The following is a 20,498-nucleotide window of genomic DNA, read 5'->3' as shown; positions in this document are numbered from 1 at the left end:
AGTGTCCCCCTGGTTGTTGCACGTCGCCCTCACGAGAAATGGCTCACCCAAAGCATAGGCGCCGGGAGACCAAAGCGGCCATCATTCCCTGACGGCCGGCCGCCGCCGTTGCCGCGGCCAGGGCACCTGACGTAGCTTCGGGGAAGAGCAAGCGTGGCAGATAGCCAGAAGGAGAGTTGAGGATGTCCCTGTTCCGAGGACTTGTGAACGGAGCGCTCGCCGGCGCCGCGGGCACCACGGCGCTGAATGCCGTCAGCTACCTGGACATGGTGTGGCGCGGCCGGGCGGCGAGCACCACGCCCAGCGACTCCGTGGAGAGGCTGGCGGAACGGGCGGGAGTGACCATCCCGGGAACCGAAGCCCAGCGCGGGAACCGGGTGGAGGCCCTGGGCCCGCTGCTCGGGATCGCCACCGGCATGGGCCTCGGCGCCGTGCTGGGGGCGGCCGGGTCACTGGGGGTTCGCACCGGGCCCGTCCGGTCAGTGGCGGTGGCCTCGCTGGCTGCCCTGCTCGTCTCCAACATTCCCATGACCGCCCTGGGCGTGACTGATCCGCGGACCTGGAGTGCCGCGGACTGGGCCAGCGACATCGTGCCGCACGCCGCATACGGGGCGGTCACAGGGCACCTGCTGGAGCACCTGCCCATATAAGTGGCTGTTTCCAAAGACACCGCAAGGGATGCTGTGACCGACCCGGACGTCCCGCAGAATAACGGGCCGGCGGAGCCTGCGGTCCCGCAGCGTGCCGGAGGCCAGACGCCGCAGGAGCCGGAGCACTCCCGGCCGGACAGCCGGAAGGCGCGCTGGGGCACCCGCTGGGCCACCGTCGTCGCCGTCCTCCAGCGGCTGCTGTACGTGGCCATCACCGCCGCCGTGGGCTGGGCCGTCTATTTCTTCCTGCTCGCCCGGCTGGCCAGGGGCCCGGAGCAGGTGTGGGTGTTCCTCCCCGTCTGGCTGATTGCTGCCTACGCCTTCCTGCCCCGCGTCCACAAGATCCTCAGCAGCCTGTACCTGCCGAACTACTTCATCGGGCGTGCCCGCACCGGCGACGGCGTGCTCGGCGATCCGGTCAATCTCGCCGTCGTCGGTCCGGCGGACGAACTGCGCACCGCGATGCTCACGGCAGGGTGGATCGAGGCCGACCCCGTCACCCCGTCCACCGCCTGGCGCACCCTCAGCGCGACGCTTCTGGGCCGGAGCTATCCGCAGTCGCCGGTCAGTGCCCTGTACGTCTTCGGGAACAAGCAGGACATGGCGTTTCAGCGGGAAATCGACGGCAACCCGCGCAAGCGGCACCACGTGCGGTTCTGGAAATGCCCGGAAGGCTGGATGCTTCCCGGCGGGTTCGCCGTCGACTGGGTGGGTGCCGGAACATACGACAAAAGCGTGGGACTCTCGCTCTTCACGTTCCAGATCACCCACAAGATCGCGGACGGGACCGACGAGGAACGCGACTTCATCATCGGCACGCTGCAAACTGCCAATGCCGTGGAATCCGTGCACGTCATCCGGCACTTCTCCTCCGGGTACCACCACCGCAACGGCGGCGGAGACAGCATCCGCACGGACGGGCACCTTCCCATTATCGATCTCCGGCCGCACGGCCAACGGGATTCCGCACCCGCGCTGTGAGCCGGTCAGAAAACGCAAGCGGACGACGGCGGGACGCACCCGCCGTCGTCCTCTTGCGTTTGGCACAATGGCGGGTGGACCTGGGCAATGGAGGATAAGGACGGCATGAACAAGGCGATCACTAAATGCCCGCACTGCGGCCAGGCTGGCACAGCACCGGCTCCTGTTCTGGACCGCTGGCTGAAGGACGCGCTGGCGTGAGTGCTGCCGGCCTTCCTGCCGTGGACACTGCTGCGGCCGACCTTTTCTGGTCCGAATACGCCGCTGCCCGCCCCGAAGCGGTTCGGCTCTGTTCCGACTACACTGTCGAGCGCTTCGGGGATTCCGCCGTGCTGGCCGATGGGCTGTTGCGGGCCGTGACCGAGGGGGCCAAACGTGCCACCTCTGAACTCGCCGACGAATTCCTTGCGGCCGGGGACAGCCTGCCCCGCATCGGGTCGCACTGGATCGCCTGTGACGGTGCCGGCGTCCCGCGCGTCGTGCTGCGTACCGTCGAGCTGCGGCTCGGCCCGTTCACCAGTGCCGATGAGGCGTTCGCCCGGGATGAGGGGGAAGACGACCGGTCGCTGGCGAGCTGGCAGGCGGAGCACCGGAAGTACTGGACCCGCGTCCGGGGCCGCCGCGGGCTGGAATGGACCGAAGGCGACGAGATTGTTTTTGAGCGGTTCCGGGTGGTCTGGCCTCCCGAACTGGCGGACCCGGCCTAGGGCCGCCGGGTCCGCAGCTTAGGGCCGGTCTCAGATTGTCCGCGGAGCCTTTGCCAGGTTCTCCGTGAGCTCCGCCGCGTTCTGCCGGACCACGTAGGCAGGGCGGTCCCGCTCGACGCGCCAGCTGTCGGACAGGGGGCCGACGTTGACGGTATCGAAGCCGAACTCGTCGTATAGCCTCGCCACCAGCTCACTTGCCTCGGGATAGTCACTCGCAGTGGCCAGCGCGCGGCGGTTCTCCGTGCCCGGCGGGGTACCGTCCGAGGTGATCTGCTTGGCCATGATGTGGTTGAAGCCCTTGGCCACCTTGGACTCCGGAAGGTGTTCCTGCAGCAGGCCGGACGTGGTGGCTTCCCCGTTGTCCAGCGCCGGGATGCGGCCGTCCCGCTCCCAGTAGTAGTTGTTGGTATCGATCACGATCTTTCCGGCCAGCGGCTCCACGGGGATGTCCCGGTAGCTCTTGAGGGGAACGGTGACGACGGCGAAGTCGCCCATGGCCGCAGCCTCCGCAGCCGTGGCCGCCTTTGCCTGCGGCCCCAGCTCCGCAACGAGTCCGGCCAGGGTTTCCGGCCCCCGCGAATTACTGATGACCACGTCATAGCCGAGCTCCACAGCCTTCCGGGCGACCTGGCTTCCAATGTGTCCTGCACCGATGATTCCGATTGTTGTCATGTCCGGCGCAACAGCGGGTAGCCCGCAGGTATTTCGCACATTACGCCAGACGACCTGCGCCAGCCGAGGGCGGGAGCGCCGGAGGCCCGCGAGTGCCCAAGTAGCGGCCGCTGCGCAAATTCGAGTACCCGCTACCGGTGCCTGTCCACGCTGTGGCACATAGGGTTGTTGTATTGGGTGGTGGAAAGTGTGCCGGTGCCACCAATTGCCGGCACACACCGGGCTGGGAAGGCCGCCACGGTTGTTGCCGGACCAGCCGGTCCTCCCCGGCTGATTCGGCACGTCGGTGATCGCCGGAGCAGTTGGACTTGGGGCTCGGAAAGCCTCGTCAGACGGCCGGCAATCATGATTGAATACCCGGTCCGGCCTTTAGTTGCCGCCCCACCTGCGAGGGCCCCATGAAGATTCCGAGGTCTGAACTTCCCGTCATCACGGCGGCTGTGAACGCTGCGCCTGCGAAGGTGGGCCCCGACCAACCCCCCGGTCCCCGCTCCAGCGCGGCGGTTCCCGCCGGGCCAAGACAAAGCCCGGTTCAAGGACCGGCCGCAGCCGCCCCGGGCGGCGCAGGCAGACGGCCGCCGGGCGACGAAGTCGCCGCCGTTCCGGCGCGCGCGGATATCGGCAACTGGCCGGACCCTATGTAAGCCGGAAACCTAAGCGTGCATCGGTGAAGGCGTACGACGGCGGGGGTCCCGCCGTCGTCGTTCTGGCCGGCGTCTGCCTGGTTCCGCCCAACGATCCGTTGAACACTCCGGCACGCGCCGGAATACTGGAACCGGGGCAATGTCCGGCGGCAGGGGCGGTGACACGGTGATGGGTGCAGCAGGCAGCAACTTCAGGCGGAAGGTGGAGCGCGCAGCCGAACTCCGCGCGCTCCGGTCCTCCGGGGGGACAGCGGAGGACGACCCGGAGCTGTCCGCCGCCGAGTCCGAGCTGCGGGAAAAGCGCCGGAAGGTCACCGATGCGGCCCGCGCCGACTACCTCATCCGGGACGCGATGGCGCAGGGGAAGTTCGACAACTTGAAATACTCGGGCAAACCGATTCCCGGACTCGGGGAGGCCCTTGACCCCGACTGGTGGGTCAAGGGCCTCATCCAGCGCGAGCACCTTAGCGGCCTGGGGCCAAAAGCCATCCTGCTGCGCACCGAGGATGCGGAGCTGGACGCCAAACTGGACGCGCAGGGCACGGAAAAGCAGGTTCGCGACATCGTTGAGGACTTCAACGCCAGCGTTATTGAGGCGCGCCGCCAGCTGCAGGGCGGGCCGCCGGTGGTCACAAAAACCCGTGACGCCGACGCCGAGGTGCAGCGGTGGCGCGAACGGCGTGCCGTGGCGGCCGCGGCTGCACCGCAACCTGTCGCGGGAGCCAAACCCTCGTGGTGGCGGCGTCTGCGGCACCGCTCCTCCTGAAGCCCCCGCAGGTGGCACGATAAGGGAATGGTGGCTGTTCTGCTGGGCTGGAACCCGGGGGTAGGCGATACCTGGCCGGGCTATTCGCGGGTCGTGGACGAGCTGGGTGCTGCCGGCGTGCACCGGCGCGCGTGGCCCACCGGAACCGGCACCCTGCCGGGGCCGGGAGCGGATGCCTGGCTTCTGCTGCACGGAAAGGCAGGAAGCGGGCTGATCGGCCATGGCGTGGTCGCCTCCGCGCCATATCCGGTTGCCGCGCCCGAGTTGGAACACGGGACCCGGACCTGCATTGACGTGGACTTTGACGTGCTGCTGCCGCTCGGAGACCAGGTCCCGGTGGACATCCTGGCGGCCCGCGCGCCGCTGACGGACTGGGCTGCTGCCGCGGCCACCGGCGCGTGCCGGCCGGTCCCGGAGGAACAGGCGCGGGCCATCCGGGAGCTCTGGGCCGAGTGCCTGCCGGCCGACGAGAACGATCCGGTCCTTCCCGTGCCCGGCACCCTGCCGCAGGACGCCCTGATCCGGGTGGGCGTGAACAGATACGAGCGCAATCCGCACGCCCGGCGCGTCTGCCTGGCGCACCACGGCACCTCATGCGCCGCCTGCGGGTTCTCCTTCGAGGCGGCCTACGGCCCGGAAGGCGAAGGCTTCATCCATGTCCATCACCTGGTGCCGGCCAGCCAGCTGGGGCCCGGCTACGAGCTGGACCCTGTGGGGGACCTGGTTCCGCTGTGCCCCAACTGCCACGCCATGGCGCACCGCCGCCGGGTTCCGTACACCGTGGCCGAACTCCGGGCCATGAGGTCCAGCGCGGGGTACATCAGCGGATCCGTGGTGTCACAGCAGGAGCTGGATGCCCAGGCTGAGGCCCGCCGCATCCTGGGCAGCAAGTGAGCGGCCCGGGGAGCTACGGGGACCAGAGCCACTCCCGGCTGAAGTCGGGGTGGTCACTGTAGGGGACCGCCAGCGCATTGAGTGACAGGGTGGTCCATTCCAGCGCCTGCGGAATCCACTCGGTCTCGTCGCCGAAGGGATCGCTCACGAGGGTGGCCAGCGCCGTCTGCCTGGCCGCCTCGACGATGCCGATCAGGCGCCGCTTGGCTTCGCACTCCAGCAGCAGGCGGCGTTCGTACCACTTGCCCGATTCCGACGTCGTGCGGTCGTCCAGCAGCTTGCGCGCCACGGCCTCGTCTTCGGCGATGCGCGCGGACAGGAACTCCACGATGTCCACTGTCTGAGCGTACGCCCGCCGCTGCGCGGGCACACACGGTGCTAGACGGCGGCGCGCAGGTCCGCGGCGGGGCTGATGTCCAGTGCGGTGCTGAGGTCCGCCGGGGACAGAGGCAGGTAGTAGGCGGAGTGGTAGCGCGTGCGGTCGCCGGTCACCACCCACGCTGAGCCCTTGCGGACGCGAAAGCGCTTGGTCAGGACCGTCCTGTCATGGTGGATGAGGTGGGCGAGGACATCTGCCATGACATCCTCGTGCGTGCACAGGACCGTTCCCGTCCCGCGGGCCTTGGCAACGAGGTCCAGTGTGGCCGCCAGGCTGCCGGCGGCCAGGTGCTCAGAACGCTCCACTACGAGGGATTCCCGGCGTGCCAGCTGGGCGACCGTTTCGAGGCAGCGGATCGAGGGTGCGGAGACGATGCGCTCGATGTCAAACACGGCTCCGAGTGAGGAGAGTGACCTGGCGGCCTGCTCGCCGATCCGCGCCAGGGGCCGGCTGCCTGCTGCCGGGTCCCACTCGTCCCGTTTCGTCATTTCCGCCCCGCGCACCAGCAGCAGCATTTTCTCCCGCTTCGGCGCCGGACGGATACCCAACTCCAACTGAAGCAGGGTGCCCAGGGCGATGATGGCGGGCCTGTCCCGCGGCTCGGTGACGGTGCGCAAGGCCGCCGGCAGCGAAAGCCACCTGACGGCGTCGACCTCTTCATTGGGAGTGAAGCGGCCTGGCCCCGCCGCGGCAGCCCAGTAACGGATACTTTTGATTCTGCGTTTGCTGTCCTCGTAGCGGATGGTGGGCAGCTCCGCGCCCAGACGGCACTGCAGGCCCGTTTCCTCCCGCACCTCACGTTCCGCGCATTCCGGGCCCGTTTCCCCCGGGTCCGCTTTGCCCTTGGGGATGGACCAGTCGCCGTGGGCCGGCCGGTGGATCAGGAGCACTTCAAGGGCGCCTTTCCCTCCGATCCGCCAGGGCAGTGCACCATACGTCGGGGGCTTCGTCCTGCTCATGCGCTCGTCTCCGTTTTGAGGCTGCCGCTTTCGGCAGGAACCAGGGTCAGGGCCGGAGTGTCCTTGGCATGCTGCAGACTGTCCAGCCGGCTGTAGAGGCCGCCCGCCGCGGCGAGTTCGCTGTGCCGGCCGCTTTCCACAATCCGCCCCTTGTCCAGCACGTAGATCCGGTCGGCCCGTTTCAGCGTCGAGAGCCGGTGCGCGATGACGATCACCGTCCGCCCTGCCATGAGCCGTTCCAGGCCGCGCATGACGTACTGCTCAGAAATGGCGTCCAGGCCGGATGTTGGTTCATCAAGGATCACGATGGGTGTGTCGCGGACCAGCGCGCGGGCGATGGCGATGCGCTGGCGCTGCCCGCCGGAGAGCGTGACGCCCCGCTCGGCCACCGGGGTGTCGTACCCGAGGGGCAGGTTGCGGACGAACTCGTCCACGTGGGCTGCCTCGGCAGCGGCCAGGACCTGTTCCCGGCTGACGCCCTCCGAGCCGTAGGCGATGTTGTCGTAGATGGTCCCGCGGAACAGGATTGACTCCTGCAGCACGATGGATATCTGCCGGCGCACCGTGGCCACCTGCAGGTCCCGCACATCGATGCCGTCAAGCAGAACTTCCCCCTCGGCCGCATCGTAGAGCCGCGGAATCAGGCTGACGACGGACGACTTTCCGGCGCCCGTCGGGCCAGTGATCGCCACGATGCTGCCGGGCTCCACCGTGAGGTCAATTCCGTGCAGCACATGCCGGTCGCCGTGGTAGCCGAAGCTCACCGAGCGCAGTTCCACCGCGCCGGCCAGCCGCGGCGCCGGCCGTGCGCCGGACAGGTCAGAAATGGCCGGCGCCGTGTCCAGGATTTCCTGGATGCGCTCGGCGCTGGCCTGGCCGCGGCTGATGACGGTGGTGAGCTTGGCCAGGGACTTCATGGGGGAGTACAGCGCCTTGAGGTAGGCGAGGAATACAAGCAGCAGGCCCAGTGTCAGGGTCCCGTCCAGCACGCGCTGGGCGCCGATCCATAGGACCAGCACCGTGCCCAGGGTCGCGATGATGTCAACCAGCGGCGAGAACATGGACTGCAGCCGGATGACCCTCAGGCCGGCGTCACGCCGTCCGTCATTGCGGGTCCGGAAGTCCTCCTCGTGGTGTGCCTCGCTCGTGTAGGTCTGCATCACGCGCACCGAGGAGAAGGTCTCCGACATCGCCGCCGCAATGTCGCTGTCCCTGCTGCGGGCCTCCTTTGACGCGACCTTGATGCGGCGCCGGTAGAAGAGCACGGTGACGAACAGCAGTGGCGACACCGCCAGGCCGATCAGTGCGAAGGTCGGGTCGATCAGCACGCAGATCGTGATCACGAACCCGAGGATGAAGACATTGGGCAGCAGCACGGACAGGATCGACACCATGAGCGCACGCACGTAGTCGACGTCGGTGGTGGTGCGGGTGACGAGGTCGCCCAGCCGCTGCTTGTCGTGGAAGGCCAAAGACAGCCGCTGCAGATGGGTGAAGACTTCGGCCCGGATCGTGGCCATCGCCCTCTCACCGACGCCGTTGAGCAGGCGGGTGCCAAGATAGTCCGCGCCCGCGTTCAGCACTGTCATGGCAAGCAAGGCCGACGCGGCGAGCAGAAGCAGCTGGAGCTGGCTCAGGCCGGCCAGGCCCAGGAAGGCCGGCGTCTCATGAAGCTGGGAGCTGCCCGTCGGCTGCAGCACGTCGTCGACGATGACTTTCATGGGCCACGGCAGGGCAACTTCCACGGCGGCGACGAACACCACCAGCAGCGCCCCGCCTGCCAGCGCCCAGACATGCGGGGCTATCGCCCCGCGGAACCGCCAAAAGGTTTGAAACATGTCTCCCCCTAAGAACCGGCGGTCGCGGACATCGCCCGAACGCTGTGCGTTGGGCGGTGCTCTGAGACCGTCCAGGGATAGTCCCTGGTCAGACTCACTATTTCCCACAGAGCTTTAGGAAACCCCTCCCGGAGCTTGGGGAAAACCTGTGGCAATTTGGAGTACGACGGCGGTTGCACCGTTTGGGGGGCTTACATCCGGGCCGTCTCGGACTACCGTTTGCAAGTAGAGGCAATTCCAGCCCGCACGGCAGCGAAGGAGACCCCATGGGTGAGGTGTGGATCCGCACCATCAGCCACAGCCTGGTGCGGGCCGACAGGGTCACGGAGATTGCCTCGTCCCGCGGGTCGGTCCACGAAGAGCGCGGGTATTCGATCAGGGCGGTGGCCGAGGGCAGGGCCTATATTCTCGTCGACAACAGCGACCTCGAGGGCACGGCGAAAGCCAGATTCGGGCATGCCCGGCGCATGCAGGCGGCATTGCTGCTCGCCATGGACGCGGCAAGCACTTCCGCCGCGTCCATGGTGATCAGTTATGAACAGGACGGGGAACGCTGGATCCTCTCCCCGGCGTCGGACATTGCGGGCGTAACGGAGCCGGCCGTGCCGATGGCGAAGAGCACCTGAACGCCTAGCGTGCCACCCCGTTGGCATCCTCCGGGCCCACAAAGTCGCACGAGCCCGGGTGGCGTTCGGGCAGGATGCAGGTCCGGCCGGTGGCCAGGTGCACATTGCCGCAGCGGCCCGCCAGGGCCACGTCTTCGCGGACATGGAAGCTTCTGAGGTCGGGCCGTTCCCCGCTGCTGACCGGAAGAACGGACGGTGCTGGCCTGCTGTCGCCGTCGGAACTATTCATGCCTACAGAACTCCTCGTCGAGTGGCTGCCCCCGGGACGCAAGGCCAGTCGTGCGGATCCAAGGTCTCCAGTCTCCCGCCGCGGCATTAACGGCGGGTTACGGGGCTGTTAGATCCGTTTGGCTATCTTGTCCCCGCCCGGGCTACCTTGCTCCGTTATCCGAGCAGATCGTCCACGTAGCACCACCGCCAGTCCTCACCCGGTTCGATGCTGCGCATCACAGGGTGTCCGGTGGCATGGAAATGCCGGGACGCGTGGGTGGCGGGAGAGGAATCACAGCAGCCCACGTTCCCGCACTCCAGGCACATCCGCAGGTGGACCGTGACGGTGCCTTCGCGGACGCAGGCGTCGCAGTGCGCCTCGGGGGGAACCTCGGGATCGCGGGCGGCCTCCAGATGCTCGCAGTCTCCGCCCGGCCGGGCGACGGCGCGGGACCCGGAAACGTCGGCCTCCTCGATGACGGCGTCCAGCATCGACTCTTCGACGTCGAGCCGTTCCAGGACATTGCTGAGCACTTCGTGGGCGTAGTTCCCGCCGCTTCTGAGTTCGAGGACCTTCGCCCGCTCCGCCTCGAGCATGGCGAGCCGCAGCTGGGCATAGCGCTGGCTGGGAGTGGCGGCTTCCGCCGTCGGCCTGCCCAGGCGTTCCCACGCTGCGAGTCCGCGCTCAAGCGTCCTCCGCTTGAGCATGGCCACCACCTCCGGAGGATCATCGTCGGTCTGGAGTTCGTGCAGCCGCTCCACTCCCGCCGCCGTGGCCTGCTGCGTCAGCGAGGCCTGGGCCAGCGCGTCCTCGCCCGGATCGGGGCCCTGCACGCGGAGCAGCCGCACCAGGGCGGGCAGCGTGAACCCCTGCAGCGCAAGCGTGCCGGCCACCACCACCATTGCCGCCAGGATCAGCACAGTGCGGTGCTCCAGGTCCTCGGGCAGCGTGAGGACTGCGGCGAGCGTGACCACGCCGCGCATGCCGGCCCACGAGATGATGGCCGGGTACTGCCAGGGTGGTGCTGGGTCGTTCCGGGCCACGGACGGGATCAGCCGGGGCAGGTAGGTTGCCGGGAAGACCCAGACCGGCCGCAGCAGCAGGACAGCCAGCAAGATCACCGCACACCCCGCCCAGATTCTGGCGGCGCCGAGGGAGTCGTCCTGGACGCCCTCGATGACGGTCCGCACCTGCAGCCCGATGAGGAGGAACACCGAGTTTTCCAGCAGGGCACCGTCTCCCAGTTGCTCCGCTGGCTCTGCCGGGCGGCCCCGTTGGGCATGGAGGGTGCCTTGGTGCCCATGATCAGGCCGGTCACCACCACGGCCAGGACGCCCGACGCGTGGATTGCCTCCGCCGGCAGGTAGGCCACGAAGGGTGCCATCAGCGACGTCGAGGTATTGATGGCAACGTTGCGGATCCGCAGGCGCAGCTGGGTGAGGACGTAGGCTGCGGCCAGTCCCACCACCAGCCCGCCGCCGGCGGCCACCAGGAAGTCGGCGCCGATCTCCAGCACGGAAACGGTTCCTGCGAGGGCGGCGACGGCTGCACGCAGGCATACCAGGGCGGTTGCGTCGTTGACCAGCGATTCGCCTTCCAGGATGCTGACGATCCTGCGCGGCATCCCTACCTTGCGGGCAATGGCGGTGGCGGCCACCGCATCCGGTGGAGCCACCACGGCAGCGAGCGCGACGGCCGCAGCGAGCGGTATTTCCGGGAACAGCCACCAGACCACGAGGCCCACCACAATGGTGCCGAAGACGACGTAGCCCACGGAGAGCAGCCCGATGGCCCGCCGGTTGGAGCGGAAGTCGTACAGCGATGTCTGCAGGGCGGCGGCATACAGGAGCGGCGGCAGCAGCCCCACGAGGACCAGCTCAGGGTTGAGGTCGACGCGGGGCACGAACGGGAGGAAGGAAGCGGCCACCCCGGCGAGCACCAGGAGCAGCGGGACGGACACATCAAGCTTGCGGCCCAGCGCGCTGACCGCGCACACCACAGCGGCGAGCGACAGCAACCCCAGGGCGACGTCCATGCGGCTATTCTCTCAGCCGCCGCGGACTGCCCGACGGCGGGCGGGGACTTCGGTCAGGATGTCTCCGCACGCTTGGGCGCAGGTTCGACGACGTCGTCAGCACCTTCGGCCGGATCCTGCGAATGCATGCGGATGTCGGTGGGGTCTGCCGTTTCGTCCCCTTCGGCGGGGGCTTCGCTGTGGATGCGCTGCAGCGACTCCGGGTTCTCGCTCATGACTGCCGTTCCTCTGTTGGGGTTGTGTGCTGTGGGCCATCGCTTAACGTTCATCTAGCTACCGCACCAGTCAGCCTGTCAAGGACCGCCGCTGCGCTCTGGCCGGGGATGCTGTTCTGTGTTGAACTGTTGGGGTTGCACCCGAAATGCCCCCGCGGTTGACGCCGCAGCACCGCCCTTAGCACCGTCTACCCAGCCGGTCCGCGCCGGCTGTTGGGAAGGAACTCCACTATGGCAACGCACAAGATCGGCTATTTCGTAGGGAGCCTGGCCAGCGGCTCCATCAACCGGACGCTTTCCAAGGCCCTTATCAAGCTGGCCCCCGGCGACCTCGAATTCACCGAGATTCCCATCAAGGACCTGCCCCTGTACAGCTACGACTACGACGCCGACTTCCCGCCCGAAGGCCGCGCGCTCAAAGAGGCCATCGAAGGCTCCGACGGCATCCTGTTTGTCTCCCCGGAATACAACCGGTCCATCCCCGGGGCGCTGAAGAACGCCATCGACTGGGGATCCCGGCCCTGGGGCACCAACTCATTCGCCCGCAAGCCCACCGGCATCATCGGCGCCTCGCCCGGGAGCATCGGCACTGCGGTGATGCAGTCCTCCATGCGCGCCGTGCTGAGCTTCCTCGACGCCCCGCAGCTGAACGCACCCGAGGCCTACGTGAAGTTCAACCCGGATGTGTTCGGCAGCGACGGCGAGGTAAAGGACGAATCCACTGAGGCCTTCCTGCGGCACTACATGGAGGAGTACTGCGCCTTCGTCCAGCGGGTCCTGGCGGCCAACGCACCGGGCCACATCGGTGACCCGGAACCCGACACCCAGAAGCTCTCCCGCTAGGCAGGCCCCCTCTTCCAGCCCTCCTCATGCCCAGTTTTTCTACAGGCAATGGCCGCTCGGAGGCCCGAAGCCCCATTATCTGTACAAGAACTCCTAGTAGTGGAGGGGCCTAGAGGGGGAGGGGGACGAGGCCGCCGAGGTTGCGGTACTTTTCGAGCCGCTGCGGGAGGAGCTCGGCCACCCCGGCGGCCGAAAGCGCGGCCAGCTCGTACTCGATCGCCTGCCCCAGGCGCTGGCAGAACGCCCTGCCCTCGAGGGCGGCGTCGCCGCGTTCGTCCACGATGTGCTCCACCATGCCATGTGCGTAGAGAGAGGCGACGTTGACGCCCTGCGCCTCGGACATGGCCGGGGCGAACTCGGTGCTGCGGTGCACGATGGCGCTGGCCCCTTCGGGCGGCAGGGGGGACAGCCAGGCGTGCTGTGCGGCGATGGTGCGGTCGGCCGGGAACAGTGCCAGGGCGCCGCCGCCTGTGCCCTGGCCCATCAGCACGGAAACCGTGGGGGAGTTGAGTCCGATGAGGTCATGGAGCGACCGTGCGATTTCGCCGGCCAGCCCGCCCTCTTCCGCTTCCTTGGACAGCGCCGCGCCGCCGGTGTCGATCACCGTCACCAGGGGCAGCCCGAGCTCTTCGGCCAGCCGCATGCCGCGGCGGGCTTCCCGCAGGGATGCGGGCCCCATCGCGGTCTGCTGCGAGGGCCGGGGCCGGGTGTGCCCGATCACCACGCAGGACTTCTGCCCGAAGCGGGCCAGTGCCAGCAGCAGCCCCGGGTCCTTTTCGCCCTGGCCGGTGCCGTTGAGCGGAAGCACGTCGCGGGCCCCGTAAGCCAGCAGCTGGCGCAGGTCCGGGCGGCGCGGGTTCCGGGAGATTTCGATCGATTCCCAGGCTCCGGCGTCGGACGGTTTCACGGACAGCGTCCGTGGCGGCCGGACCCGCGCGTGCGGGCCGGCGACCAGGATGCTCAGGGCGCGGTCGACGACGTCGGACAGCTGCCACGGCGGGACCACCGCGTCCACGAGCCCCTTGTCGAAAAGGTTCTCGGCCACCTGGACGTTCTCCGGAAAAGGGGTACCGTACAGCGCCTCGTAGACGCGCGGCCCCAGGAACCCGAGGAGGGCGCCCGGCTCGGCCACGGTGATGTGCCCGAGGGAGCCCCAGGAAGCCATGACACCGCCGGTGGTGGGATGCCGGAGGTACACGAGGTAAGGCAGGCCCGCCTGCCGGTGCGCCCGGACGGCCGCGCTGATCTTCACCATGGAGAGGAACGCGATGGTGCCCTCCTGCATGCGCGTGCCGCCCGACGCCGGTCCGGCCAGCAGCGGCAGGCCCTCCCGGGTGGCGCGTTCGACGGCGTTCACGATCCGTTCCGCGGCGGCCAGGCCGATGGAGCCTGCCAGGAAGCGGAACTCGCTGACAATGACGGCCACCCGCCGGCCGCGGATGAGGCCTTCACCGGTGAGGACGGACTCGTCCACGCCGGTCTTCTCCCGGGCGGCGGCAAGTTCCTGCCGGTACTCGGGGCTGGGATCGGGGTCCTCCACGGGGGAATCCCAGGAGCGGTACGAGCCGGGGTCAAGGACGGCTGCGATGAGTTCGGTGGCGTCCAGGTGCCGGACCTTCTGGGATGCGGGCATGGTCTGGTCTGTGGAAGTTACTGCGGCCATGGTCAGCGGCCCTCCCCGGCGGCGGTTGCGCCGGCAGCGGCGTCTGCCGGAACGAGCCCGAGCCATTGCCTGATCTGCTCTCCGTCCTGGTCCAGCAGCGGCGGAGCCGTGTGCGCCTTCAGCGTGGTTTCCGCGGTGTCCGCGGCGCTGAAGAAGCGCAGCGGCGGCCCCGGCAGGCTGACATTCCCGAGGATCTTGTGGTCGACGTCGATCACCAGGCCCTGCGAATGGACCTGTTCCCATTCGTAGACCTCGTCCAGGGTGCGGACCTTGCCGGCCGGGATCCCGGCCTCGTTCAGCATGGCGAGCAGGGGCTCGGCCTCGTATCCGGCGAACGCGCGTTCCACCTCCCCGATGACCTTTTCCCGGTTCCGGACTCGCTCGGCGTTGGATGCGAACTCCGGACGGTCCGCGTCAATGCCGAATGTTGAGGCAAACGTGCGCCACAGCTTCTCGCTGCCCACGCTGATCTGCACGCGGCCCTGCCGGCAGTGGAACAGGCCGTACGGTGCGATGGACGGGTGGTGGTTGCCCTGGGCTTTGGGCACCTCGCCGGCAACGGTGGCGCGCGTGCCCTGGAACGCGTGCACACCGATCAAGGCGGCAAGCAGGGAGGTCCGCACGATCTGCCCCTGGCCCGTCCGTTCGCGCTGCAGCAGCGCCGCGAGCGTGCCGAACGCCCCGTACATGCCGGAGAGGAGGTCCGCGATGGGCACGCCCACCCGCTGGGGGTCGTCCGGGCCGGAGCCGGTCAGGGACATCAGCCCGGCCTCACCCTGCAGGATCTGGTCGTAGCCGCTGCGGCGCGACTCCGGACCGTCGTGCCCGAAACCGGTGATGGACAGGACCACCAGCGAAGGGTTCAGCGCGTGCATCTCCGCGGCGGAGAACCCGAGCCGGTCCAGCACGCCGGGGCGGAAGTTTTCAATGACGACGTCGGCCCGTTCCAGCAGTTCGCGCAGAACCGTCCGGCCGTCGTCGCTCTTCAGGTCCAGGGCGATGGATTCCTTGTTGCGGTTGCAGGAGAGGAAGTACGTGGCCTGGGGATCGTCCTCGGGGCCGACGAACGGCGGCCCCCAGCCGCGCGTATCGTCGCCGGTGCCGGGATTCTCAACCTTGATGACCCGGGCGCCGAGGTCCGCGAGCATCATGCCGGCGTGCGGTCCGGCGAGGGCCCGGCTCAGGTCCACCACAAGGTAACCGGAGAGGGGGCCTTCGGGCTGGGGCGTGGATTCATGGCTCATGCTGGGTGTTCCTTCTCTTGCTGGGAGGGGCTGCTGGTGCTGGTCCGGCCGGCTACATCCAGCCGGGGAGCACCATGACCAGCCATGCGATGGCGGGGCCGGCGATGACGACGATGCCGCTGTAGGCCAGGATCTGCTTGTAGAACTTGTCCTTGTCCACGTCCTCCGGGGCGTTGGCCAGAACCAGCGCACCGTTGGTGGAGAACGGCGAGACGTCCACAATCGTGGCGGCGACGGCCAGGGCGGCGATCACACCAACCGCGCCGATTTCGCCGGTCGACAGGAACGGGACGGCCAGCGGGATGAGCGCGGCCAGGATGGCGGTGGAGGAGGCGAAGGCCGAGACCACGGCACCGATGTAGCAGATCAGCAGGGCCGCCAGCAGGGGCATCCCGAGGTGGGCGACGCCGTCGGACACGAACTTGATGGTGCCGGCTTCCTCGAGGACGCCCACAAAGGTGAGCATGCCGCAGATGAGCAGGACGGTGGACCAGCTGATCTTGTTGACGGCGCCCTTCTGGGCGGCGGGCGAGACGAGGGCCAGAATCATGGCGATGGTGATGGAGACGAACCCGACGTCCACCTTGAAACCGAGCGAGATGACGGCGAGCGCGATCAGGCCGGCAATGGTGACCAGCTGCGGAATGGTGGCGCGGGCGCCGGCCGCGTCAGCTGCTGACGGGGAGGCTGAAGAGGAGCTGGAGGTTCCCTTGCCCGCAACGCCGGAGGGGGAGATGTCGGCGCCGGAACCCTGCAGAGTGGCGCCGGCGGCGCGGGTGCCGACACTGACGGCCATCCTCGATTCAGCTGCCTGCTCCACAAGCCGGCCGGTCTTGCTGGAGAGCAGCTTGCTGCCGCCCAGGACGATGAAAAGCACCACGGCGATGGCAAGGTTGAAGACAAAGCTGGCAAGGAAGATCGCCATGGGGCTGGCTGCGAGGTCCGTCTTGGCGATGATGCCGTTGACCGTGACACCGTAGACGGCGATCGGGGAGAAGCCGCCCGCCTGCGCCCCGTGGATCACCATCATGCCCATCATGAGCGGGTTGATCCTGTGCTTCGCGGCGAAGCTCAGCGCGATGGGCGCGATGATCGCGACAGCGGCAGGGGACAGGGCCCCGACGGCGGTGATGACCGCCGTGATGGCGAACATGACCCAGGGGATGAGCGCCACTTTGCTGCCCACCATCCGGACCGCACCGCGCACCAGCAGGTCGATGGTTCCGTTGTTCTGGGCGATCGCGAAGAGATAGGTGACACCGACGATCGTCAGGAACAGGCCGCCGGGAAAGTTGGCAAGAATGTCGCTGGTGGACATCCCGAGGACCACTGAGCCGAGCAGGAACGCCCCTACGAACGCCAGGGCGCCCATGTTGAGGGGCAGCACCGTGGCCAGCAGGAACATCACCGCCAGGATGATGATGGAGAGTACGGGAGCGGACATCGTTGTTCCTCCGGGGGTGAGAGTTGATGTGATGTGGCTTACAAGGCTCACTGGCCTAGCCTCCTAGACACTAGGTGACTTTGTCAATACTCCTCCGCTAAGCTGATGCAAGAACGCCGGAAGGATGCGAATGCCCAAGAAGACCGCAACGCAACAGATTTCCCGCGTCGCGCGCCCGCGGCTGTACGAACAGCTCGTAGAGCAGCTGATGGACTTCATCGAGTCCGCGCAGCTGGGGCCCGGCGACACCCTCCCCGCTGAACGGGACCTGGCCGAACGGCTGGGCGTGTCGCGGGCGACGCTGGCCCAGGCTCTGGTGGCCCTGGAGGTCCTCGGCGTCATCGACGTCCAGCACGGTACCGGCGCGGTCCTGGTCTACCGGCCCAACGTTCCCTCGGTGCTCAAGGGACTTCGCGAGCACCGGAGCCGCCTTCCGGAGATTGTCGAAGCCCGCAGCACGCTCGAGGTCAAGCTGGCCGAACTTGCTGCCGCGCGGCGCACGAACGAGGACATGCAGGCCATCGACAAGGCGCTTGACGCCATGGCGGAAGAGGTGGCCTCGGGCGCGAAGGGGGCACACGGCGACGAACTGTTCCACCAGGCCATCACCGCCGCGGCGCACTCCGGCGTGTTGGCCCAGCTCATGACCTTCATTGCCGAGATGATCCTCGAAACGCGCCTCGAGTCGCTGGGGCAGCCCGGCCGGCCCGAGCAGTCACTGGCGTCCCACCGCAAGATCGCGGACGCCATCCGGGCCCAGGATTCGGAGGCCGCCGCGGCGGCGATGCTGGACCACATCACCCTCGTGTCCGACGTCGCCCTGCTGAAGTAAGCACGTGAAGCCGTTTCTGTTGCTCGCCTCGCGGGCCGAGGACGTCGCTGCGGAGGACGAATACGAGGCGTACCTGCGCTTTGGGGGACTGGAGCCGGACCAGCTGAAGCGGATCCGGATGGAGCGCGCGCCGCTTCCGGAGCTGGACCTCGATGACTATTCCGGCATCATCGTGGGCGGCAGCCCGTTCACTTCGAGCGACCCTCCCGCAAAGAAGAGCGAAGCCCAGCACCGTGTGGAGCGCGAATTGTCGGGGCTGCTGGACCGGATCGTGGACGAGGATTTCCCGTTCCTGGGCGCCTGCTACGGGGTGGGCACCCTTGGCCTGCACCAGGGCGCCGTGATCGACCGGACCTACGGCGAGCAGCTGGGCGGGGTAACCATCAGCCTGAGCCCGGCGGGCCTGCAGGATCCGCTGCTGGCCGGCCTTCCGGGGCAGTTCACCGCCTTCACCGGCCACAAGGAGGGGTGCACGGTGCTGCCCCCGCACGCGGTGCTGCTCGCCAGCTCCGCCGCCTGCCCGGTGCACATGTTCCGGATCAAGCAGAACCTGTACGCGACGCAGTTCCACCCCGAGCTCGACGCCGAGGGCCTGGTGACCAGGATCGACATCTACCGCCACGCCGGATACTTTCCGCCCGAGTCCGCCGAGGAGCTGATGGAGGCAGCCAGGACGTACTCGGCCACCGAACCCATGAAGATCCTGCGGAATTTCGTGAAGATCTACGGCCGGTAAGCGCAGCTCGCTGTCACCGGCGCACACTCAGTGCACGCCTGAGGCTTCGGTGGGCGCGCAGATTCCCCATTGACTTCGGCCGGCGGAGGTCTACGGTTGGACTACGTCAACATTGATCTGTTGCGTGCGTGTGCGGCGAGGGGGCAGCCACACCAACAATTGCGGCTGTTGAACGGTAACGCCTCCGTGGCAGCATGCACCTCGCCAGCGTGGGGCTTCTCCCGAAGCCGCCTTTTTGATTTCAGGTCTCAACCAAATCTGCAGGTACCGTCCATGACCGCTAATTTCATTACAGCCCTTGCCGTCAAATCCTTCGACGAACCGGATAAGAAGAGGTGCCCGGACAAGGCCGAGGTGGATCTGGTCAGCGTCAACGATTTCTCCGTTGCCCGGCTGATCCTCGCCCCCGGCTGGCGCTGGTCCGAATGCACCAAACCCACGGAGCAGACACCCTTCTGCCAGCACAACCACCTCGGGTTCTGCCTGTCCGGCGTCATGGAGGTGGAGTCGCCCGAGGGCACCCGATCCTTCATCCACGCCAATGACACCTACGCGATTCCTCCGGGGCACGACGAATGGGTTGTGGGTTCCGAGCCGTTCGTTGCCGTTGAATTTCTCGGCGCGGCATCGTTCGGGCGGCCGGTCAGCCGCGGACTCCACGCCAGAATCTGAGCCGGCCAAATCTGAGCCGCAGCATCACAGGTGCCGGTAGCTGGGGCGGTGCCATTGCTGTGAGCGCCATTGCCGTGCGGGCCCTAGTGGCACGGCGTCTTATTGGCACGGCGTTCCGGAAGGGATAACGTCACTGCCATGGGATGCCGGTCCAGCTGAGGAGTCGCCGCCATGGCCATCATCGATAACGCCGTGTACGTGGCCGGCCGCAGGACGGCTGATCCGGAAGGGCTGGAGGAGACCTACTTCCTGCTGCGGCAGCGCGAGGGCATGGCCTGGATCGGGCTCTACCGGCCGGATCCCCACGAGCTGCGGTCGGTGGCTGACGAGTTCGACCTCAGCGCGCTGGCAGTCGAGGACGCGCTCACCGGACACCAGCGCGCCAAGCTTGAGCATTACGGTGAAACGCTCTTCCTCGTCCTGCGCCCGGCACGGTACCTCGACGACGTCGAAAAGGTGGAGTTCGGCGAAATCCACGTCTTCGCCGGGCCGGATTTCGTGGTCACCGTCCGCCGCGCGGAATCACCGGACCTCGCGCGGGTGCGCCGCCGGATGGAATCCCAGCCGGAGTTCCTGGCCCTCGGCCCTGACGCCGTGCTGTACGCCATCCTGGACCAGGTGGTCGACGAGTACGAGCCTGTTGCCGCCGGCCTGGAAAACGACATCGACGAGATCGAGGATGAACTGTTCGGCGCGGATCCGGAAGTCTCCCGGCGCATCTACGAGCTGTCCCGCCAGGTCATCACCGTCCAGCGTGCCACCGGGCCCCTGGCCGGAATCCTGCAGGCATTGATCGCCGGAACGCCGGACCATCACCCCGGCCCCGAACTGCAGGACCACCTCCGCGATGTGCTGGACCACGTCCTGCGGCTCAACGACCGGATTGCGTCCTTCCGGGCGCTGCTGCAGAACGCCCTCGCGGTCAACGCAGCCCTCGTTGCCCAGCGCCAGAACGACGAGATGCGGCGGCTCACCGAGTCCAGCTTCGCGCAGAGCGAGCAGGTCAAGAGAATCTCTTCCTGGGCGGCCATCCTCTTCGCGCCCACGCTCATCGGCACCATTTACGGGATGAACTTCCATACGATGCCTGAGCTCGACTGGATCTTCGGCTACCCCATGGCGCTGGGGCTGATGATCGGCATGGGGCTGGTCCTCTACGCCACGTTCAAGCACAACAACTGGATCTAGAACACCCCGCCCGGAACCGCCGCCCCTCGTCAGCACCTGAGCACCTGCGCCTTCCGCACACCCTATTTGGGTGGGGCGAGCCGCCGGCGGCCGACTTCTCCAAGGTTTCCAGAAGCAGTACGGCCAACAATTGAGTTGTTCCACCCCCCTAGCGGCAGGGGAGCGGAACTCCGAACTTGGTCAGGGCACGGTGGCTGTTCGGCCACCGGCCGGGAAAGTTCGGGGTTCCGCGTCCCTGGGGATTGGCAGACCTGCGGCCCAGGCCGCAGGTCTGCCTTCGTTTAATCCGCAGTCGACAT

At 67.7% G+C, this 20,498-nt stretch carries 20 protein-coding genes and 1 pseudogene; 11 read left to right on the top strand and 10 right to left on the bottom strand.

From position 1 onward, the window contains the following. Positions 1-182 precede the first annotated feature (182 nt). The 3 genes from ABRP34_RS10530 to ABRP34_RS10520 all read left to right on the top strand — a co-directional run bounded on the left by ABRP34_RS10530 (position 183) and on the right by ABRP34_RS10520 (position 2,338). Complete coding sequence (locus ABRP34_RS10530; protein WP_353713179.1) at positions 183-650, top strand: hypothetical protein; 468 nt, start codon at positions 183-185, stop codon at positions 648-650. A 33-nt stretch (positions 651-683) separates the two neighbouring features. Continuing rightward, the gene (locus ABRP34_RS10525; RefSeq protein ID WP_353713178.1) at positions 684-1,631 is read left to right on the top strand and encodes an LssY C-terminal domain-containing protein; all 948 of its coding nucleotides are present in this window, start codon (positions 684-686) and stop codon (positions 1,629-1,631) included. Between the two features lie 197 nt (positions 1,632-1,828). Continuing rightward, positions 1,829-2,338 carry an ASCH domain-containing protein gene (locus ABRP34_RS10520; RefSeq protein WP_353713177.1) on the top strand — a complete coding sequence of 170 codons (510 nt, stop codon included), beginning with the start codon at positions 1,829-1,831 and terminating at the stop codon, positions 2,336-2,338. A gap of 30 nt (positions 2,339-2,368) precedes the next feature. Here ABRP34_RS10520 and ABRP34_RS10515 read toward each other — a convergent pair whose 3' ends face one another. After that, complete coding sequence (locus ABRP34_RS10515; protein WP_003806406.1) at positions 2,369-3,010, bottom strand: NAD(P)-binding domain-containing protein; 642 nt, start codon at positions 3,008-3,010, stop codon at positions 2,369-2,371. A gap of 813 nt (positions 3,011-3,823) precedes the next feature. Here ABRP34_RS10515 and ABRP34_RS10510 point away from each other — a divergent pair. Both ABRP34_RS10510 and ABRP34_RS10505 read left to right on the top strand, forming a co-directional pair. Continuing rightward, positions 3,824-4,420 carry a DUF1992 domain-containing protein gene (locus ABRP34_RS10510; protein ID WP_353713347.1) on the top strand — a complete coding sequence of 199 codons (597 nt, stop codon included), beginning with the start codon at positions 3,824-3,826 and terminating at the stop codon, positions 4,418-4,420. Between the two features lie 27 nt (positions 4,421-4,447). After that, positions 4,448-5,314: an HNH endonuclease gene (locus ABRP34_RS10505; RefSeq protein ID WP_353713176.1), complete on the top strand. Its 867-nt coding sequence runs from the start codon at positions 4,448-4,450 to the stop codon at positions 5,312-5,314. 13 nt (positions 5,315-5,327) lie between these two features. On the opposite strand, the gene ABRP34_RS10500 is transcribed toward ABRP34_RS10505, so the two are convergent. Genes ABRP34_RS10500 through ABRP34_RS10490 form a run of 3 tightly spaced genes read right to left on the bottom strand, consistent with a single transcriptional unit; the run spans position 5,328 to position 8,490 of the window. Further along, positions 5,328-5,684, bottom strand: coding sequence for a DUF6221 family protein (locus ABRP34_RS10500; protein WP_353713175.1), 357 nt, complete (start codon positions 5,682-5,684; stop codon positions 5,328-5,330). Positions 5,685-5,692: 8 nt separating this feature from the next. Next, the gene (locus tag ABRP34_RS10495; RefSeq protein ID WP_353713174.1) at positions 5,693-6,652 is read right to left on the bottom strand and encodes an NUDIX domain-containing protein; all 960 of its coding nucleotides are present in this window, start codon (positions 6,650-6,652) and stop codon (positions 5,693-5,695) included. Next, positions 6,649-8,490 carry an ABC transporter ATP-binding protein gene (locus ABRP34_RS10490; protein ID WP_353713173.1) on the bottom strand — a complete coding sequence of 614 codons (1,842 nt, stop codon included), beginning with the start codon at positions 8,488-8,490 and terminating at the stop codon, positions 6,649-6,651. The genes ABRP34_RS10495 and ABRP34_RS10490 overlap by 4 nt, the downstream gene beginning before the upstream one ends. Positions 8,491-8,756: 266 nt before the next feature. On the opposite strand from ABRP34_RS10490, the gene ABRP34_RS10485 reads away from it, so the two are divergent. After that, the gene (locus tag ABRP34_RS10485) at positions 8,757-9,116 is read left to right on the top strand and encodes a hypothetical protein (RefSeq protein ID WP_353713172.1); all 360 of its coding nucleotides are present in this window, start codon (positions 8,757-8,759) and stop codon (positions 9,114-9,116) included. Between the two features lie 4 nt (positions 9,117-9,120). On the opposite strand, the gene ABRP34_RS10480 is transcribed toward ABRP34_RS10485, so the two are convergent. The 3 genes and pseudogenes from ABRP34_RS10480 to ABRP34_RS10470 form a co-directional block, all read right to left on the bottom strand. After that, a complete protein-coding gene (locus ABRP34_RS10480) occupies positions 9,121-9,345 on the bottom strand; it encodes a hypothetical protein (protein ID WP_003806399.1) in 225 nt (74 codons plus the stop codon). Between the two features lie 155 nt (positions 9,346-9,500). Continuing rightward, positions 9,501-11,362 (bottom strand): annotated as a pseudogene (locus tag ABRP34_RS10475) (Na+/H+ antiporter). A gap of 53 nt (positions 11,363-11,415) precedes the next feature. Next, on the bottom strand, positions 11,416-11,577 hold the full coding sequence (locus ABRP34_RS10470) for a hypothetical protein (protein ID WP_003806397.1): 162 nt from the start codon (positions 11,575-11,577) through the stop codon (positions 11,416-11,418). A gap of 231 nt (positions 11,578-11,808) precedes the next feature. Here ABRP34_RS10470 and ABRP34_RS10465 point away from each other — a divergent pair, with 231 nt between their 5' ends. Then, positions 11,809-12,420, top strand: a complete 612-nt coding sequence (locus tag ABRP34_RS10465; RefSeq protein ID WP_003806396.1) for an NADPH-dependent FMN reductase — start codon at positions 11,809-11,811, stop codon at positions 12,418-12,420. A 109-nt stretch (positions 12,421-12,529) separates the two neighbouring features. Here the strand turns inward: ABRP34_RS10465 and ABRP34_RS10460 are convergent, their stop codons facing one another. The 3 genes from ABRP34_RS10460 to ABRP34_RS10450 are packed head-to-tail and all read right to left on the bottom strand — an operon-like array spanning position 12,530 to position 16,771. Continuing rightward, positions 12,530-14,053, bottom strand: coding sequence for a carboxyl transferase domain-containing protein (locus tag ABRP34_RS10460; RefSeq protein WP_353713346.1), 1,524 nt, complete (start codon positions 14,051-14,053; stop codon positions 12,530-12,532). A gap of 32 nt (positions 14,054-14,085) precedes the next feature. Continuing rightward, a complete protein-coding gene (locus ABRP34_RS10455; protein WP_353713171.1) occupies positions 14,086-15,327 on the bottom strand; it encodes a CoA transferase in 1,242 nt (413 codons plus the stop codon). Positions 15,328-15,379: 52 nt separating this feature from the next. After that, the gene (locus ABRP34_RS10450) at positions 15,380-16,771 is read right to left on the bottom strand and encodes an SLC13 family permease (RefSeq protein ID WP_353713170.1); all 1,392 of its coding nucleotides are present in this window, start codon (positions 16,769-16,771) and stop codon (positions 15,380-15,382) included. Between the two features lie 130 nt (positions 16,772-16,901). Between ABRP34_RS10450 and ABRP34_RS10445 the strand changes: the two genes are divergently transcribed. The 4 genes from ABRP34_RS10445 to ABRP34_RS10430 all read left to right on the top strand — a co-directional run bounded on the left by ABRP34_RS10445 (position 16,902) and on the right by ABRP34_RS10430 (position 20,199). Further along, positions 16,902-17,603 (top strand): FadR/GntR family transcriptional regulator, encoded by a 702-nt coding sequence (locus ABRP34_RS10445; RefSeq protein ID WP_353713169.1) that lies wholly within the window; start codon positions 16,902-16,904, stop codon positions 17,601-17,603. A 4-nt stretch (positions 17,604-17,607) separates the two neighbouring features. After that, on the top strand, positions 17,608-18,339 hold the full coding sequence (locus tag ABRP34_RS10440) for a glutamine amidotransferase (RefSeq protein ID WP_353713168.1): 732 nt from the start codon (positions 17,608-17,610) through the stop codon (positions 18,337-18,339). Positions 18,340-18,612: 273 nt separating this feature from the next. After that, entirely contained in the window at positions 18,613-19,011 is a 399-nt protein-coding gene (locus ABRP34_RS10435; RefSeq protein WP_003806387.1) for a cupin domain-containing protein, read from the top strand. 171 nt (positions 19,012-19,182) lie between these two features. Beyond that, complete coding sequence (locus ABRP34_RS10430) at positions 19,183-20,199, top strand: magnesium and cobalt transport protein CorA (RefSeq protein WP_353713167.1); 1,017 nt, start codon at positions 19,183-19,185, stop codon at positions 20,197-20,199. Positions 20,200-20,498: the final 299 nt, after the last annotated feature.

The sequence above is a fragment of the Arthrobacter sp. K5 genome (assembly GCF_040448525.1).
In the GTDB taxonomy this organism is placed as follows: Bacteria; Actinomycetota; Actinomycetes; order Actinomycetales; family Micrococcaceae; genus Arthrobacter; species Arthrobacter globiformis.
This window is presented reverse-complemented; position numbering and strand designations above follow the sequence as displayed.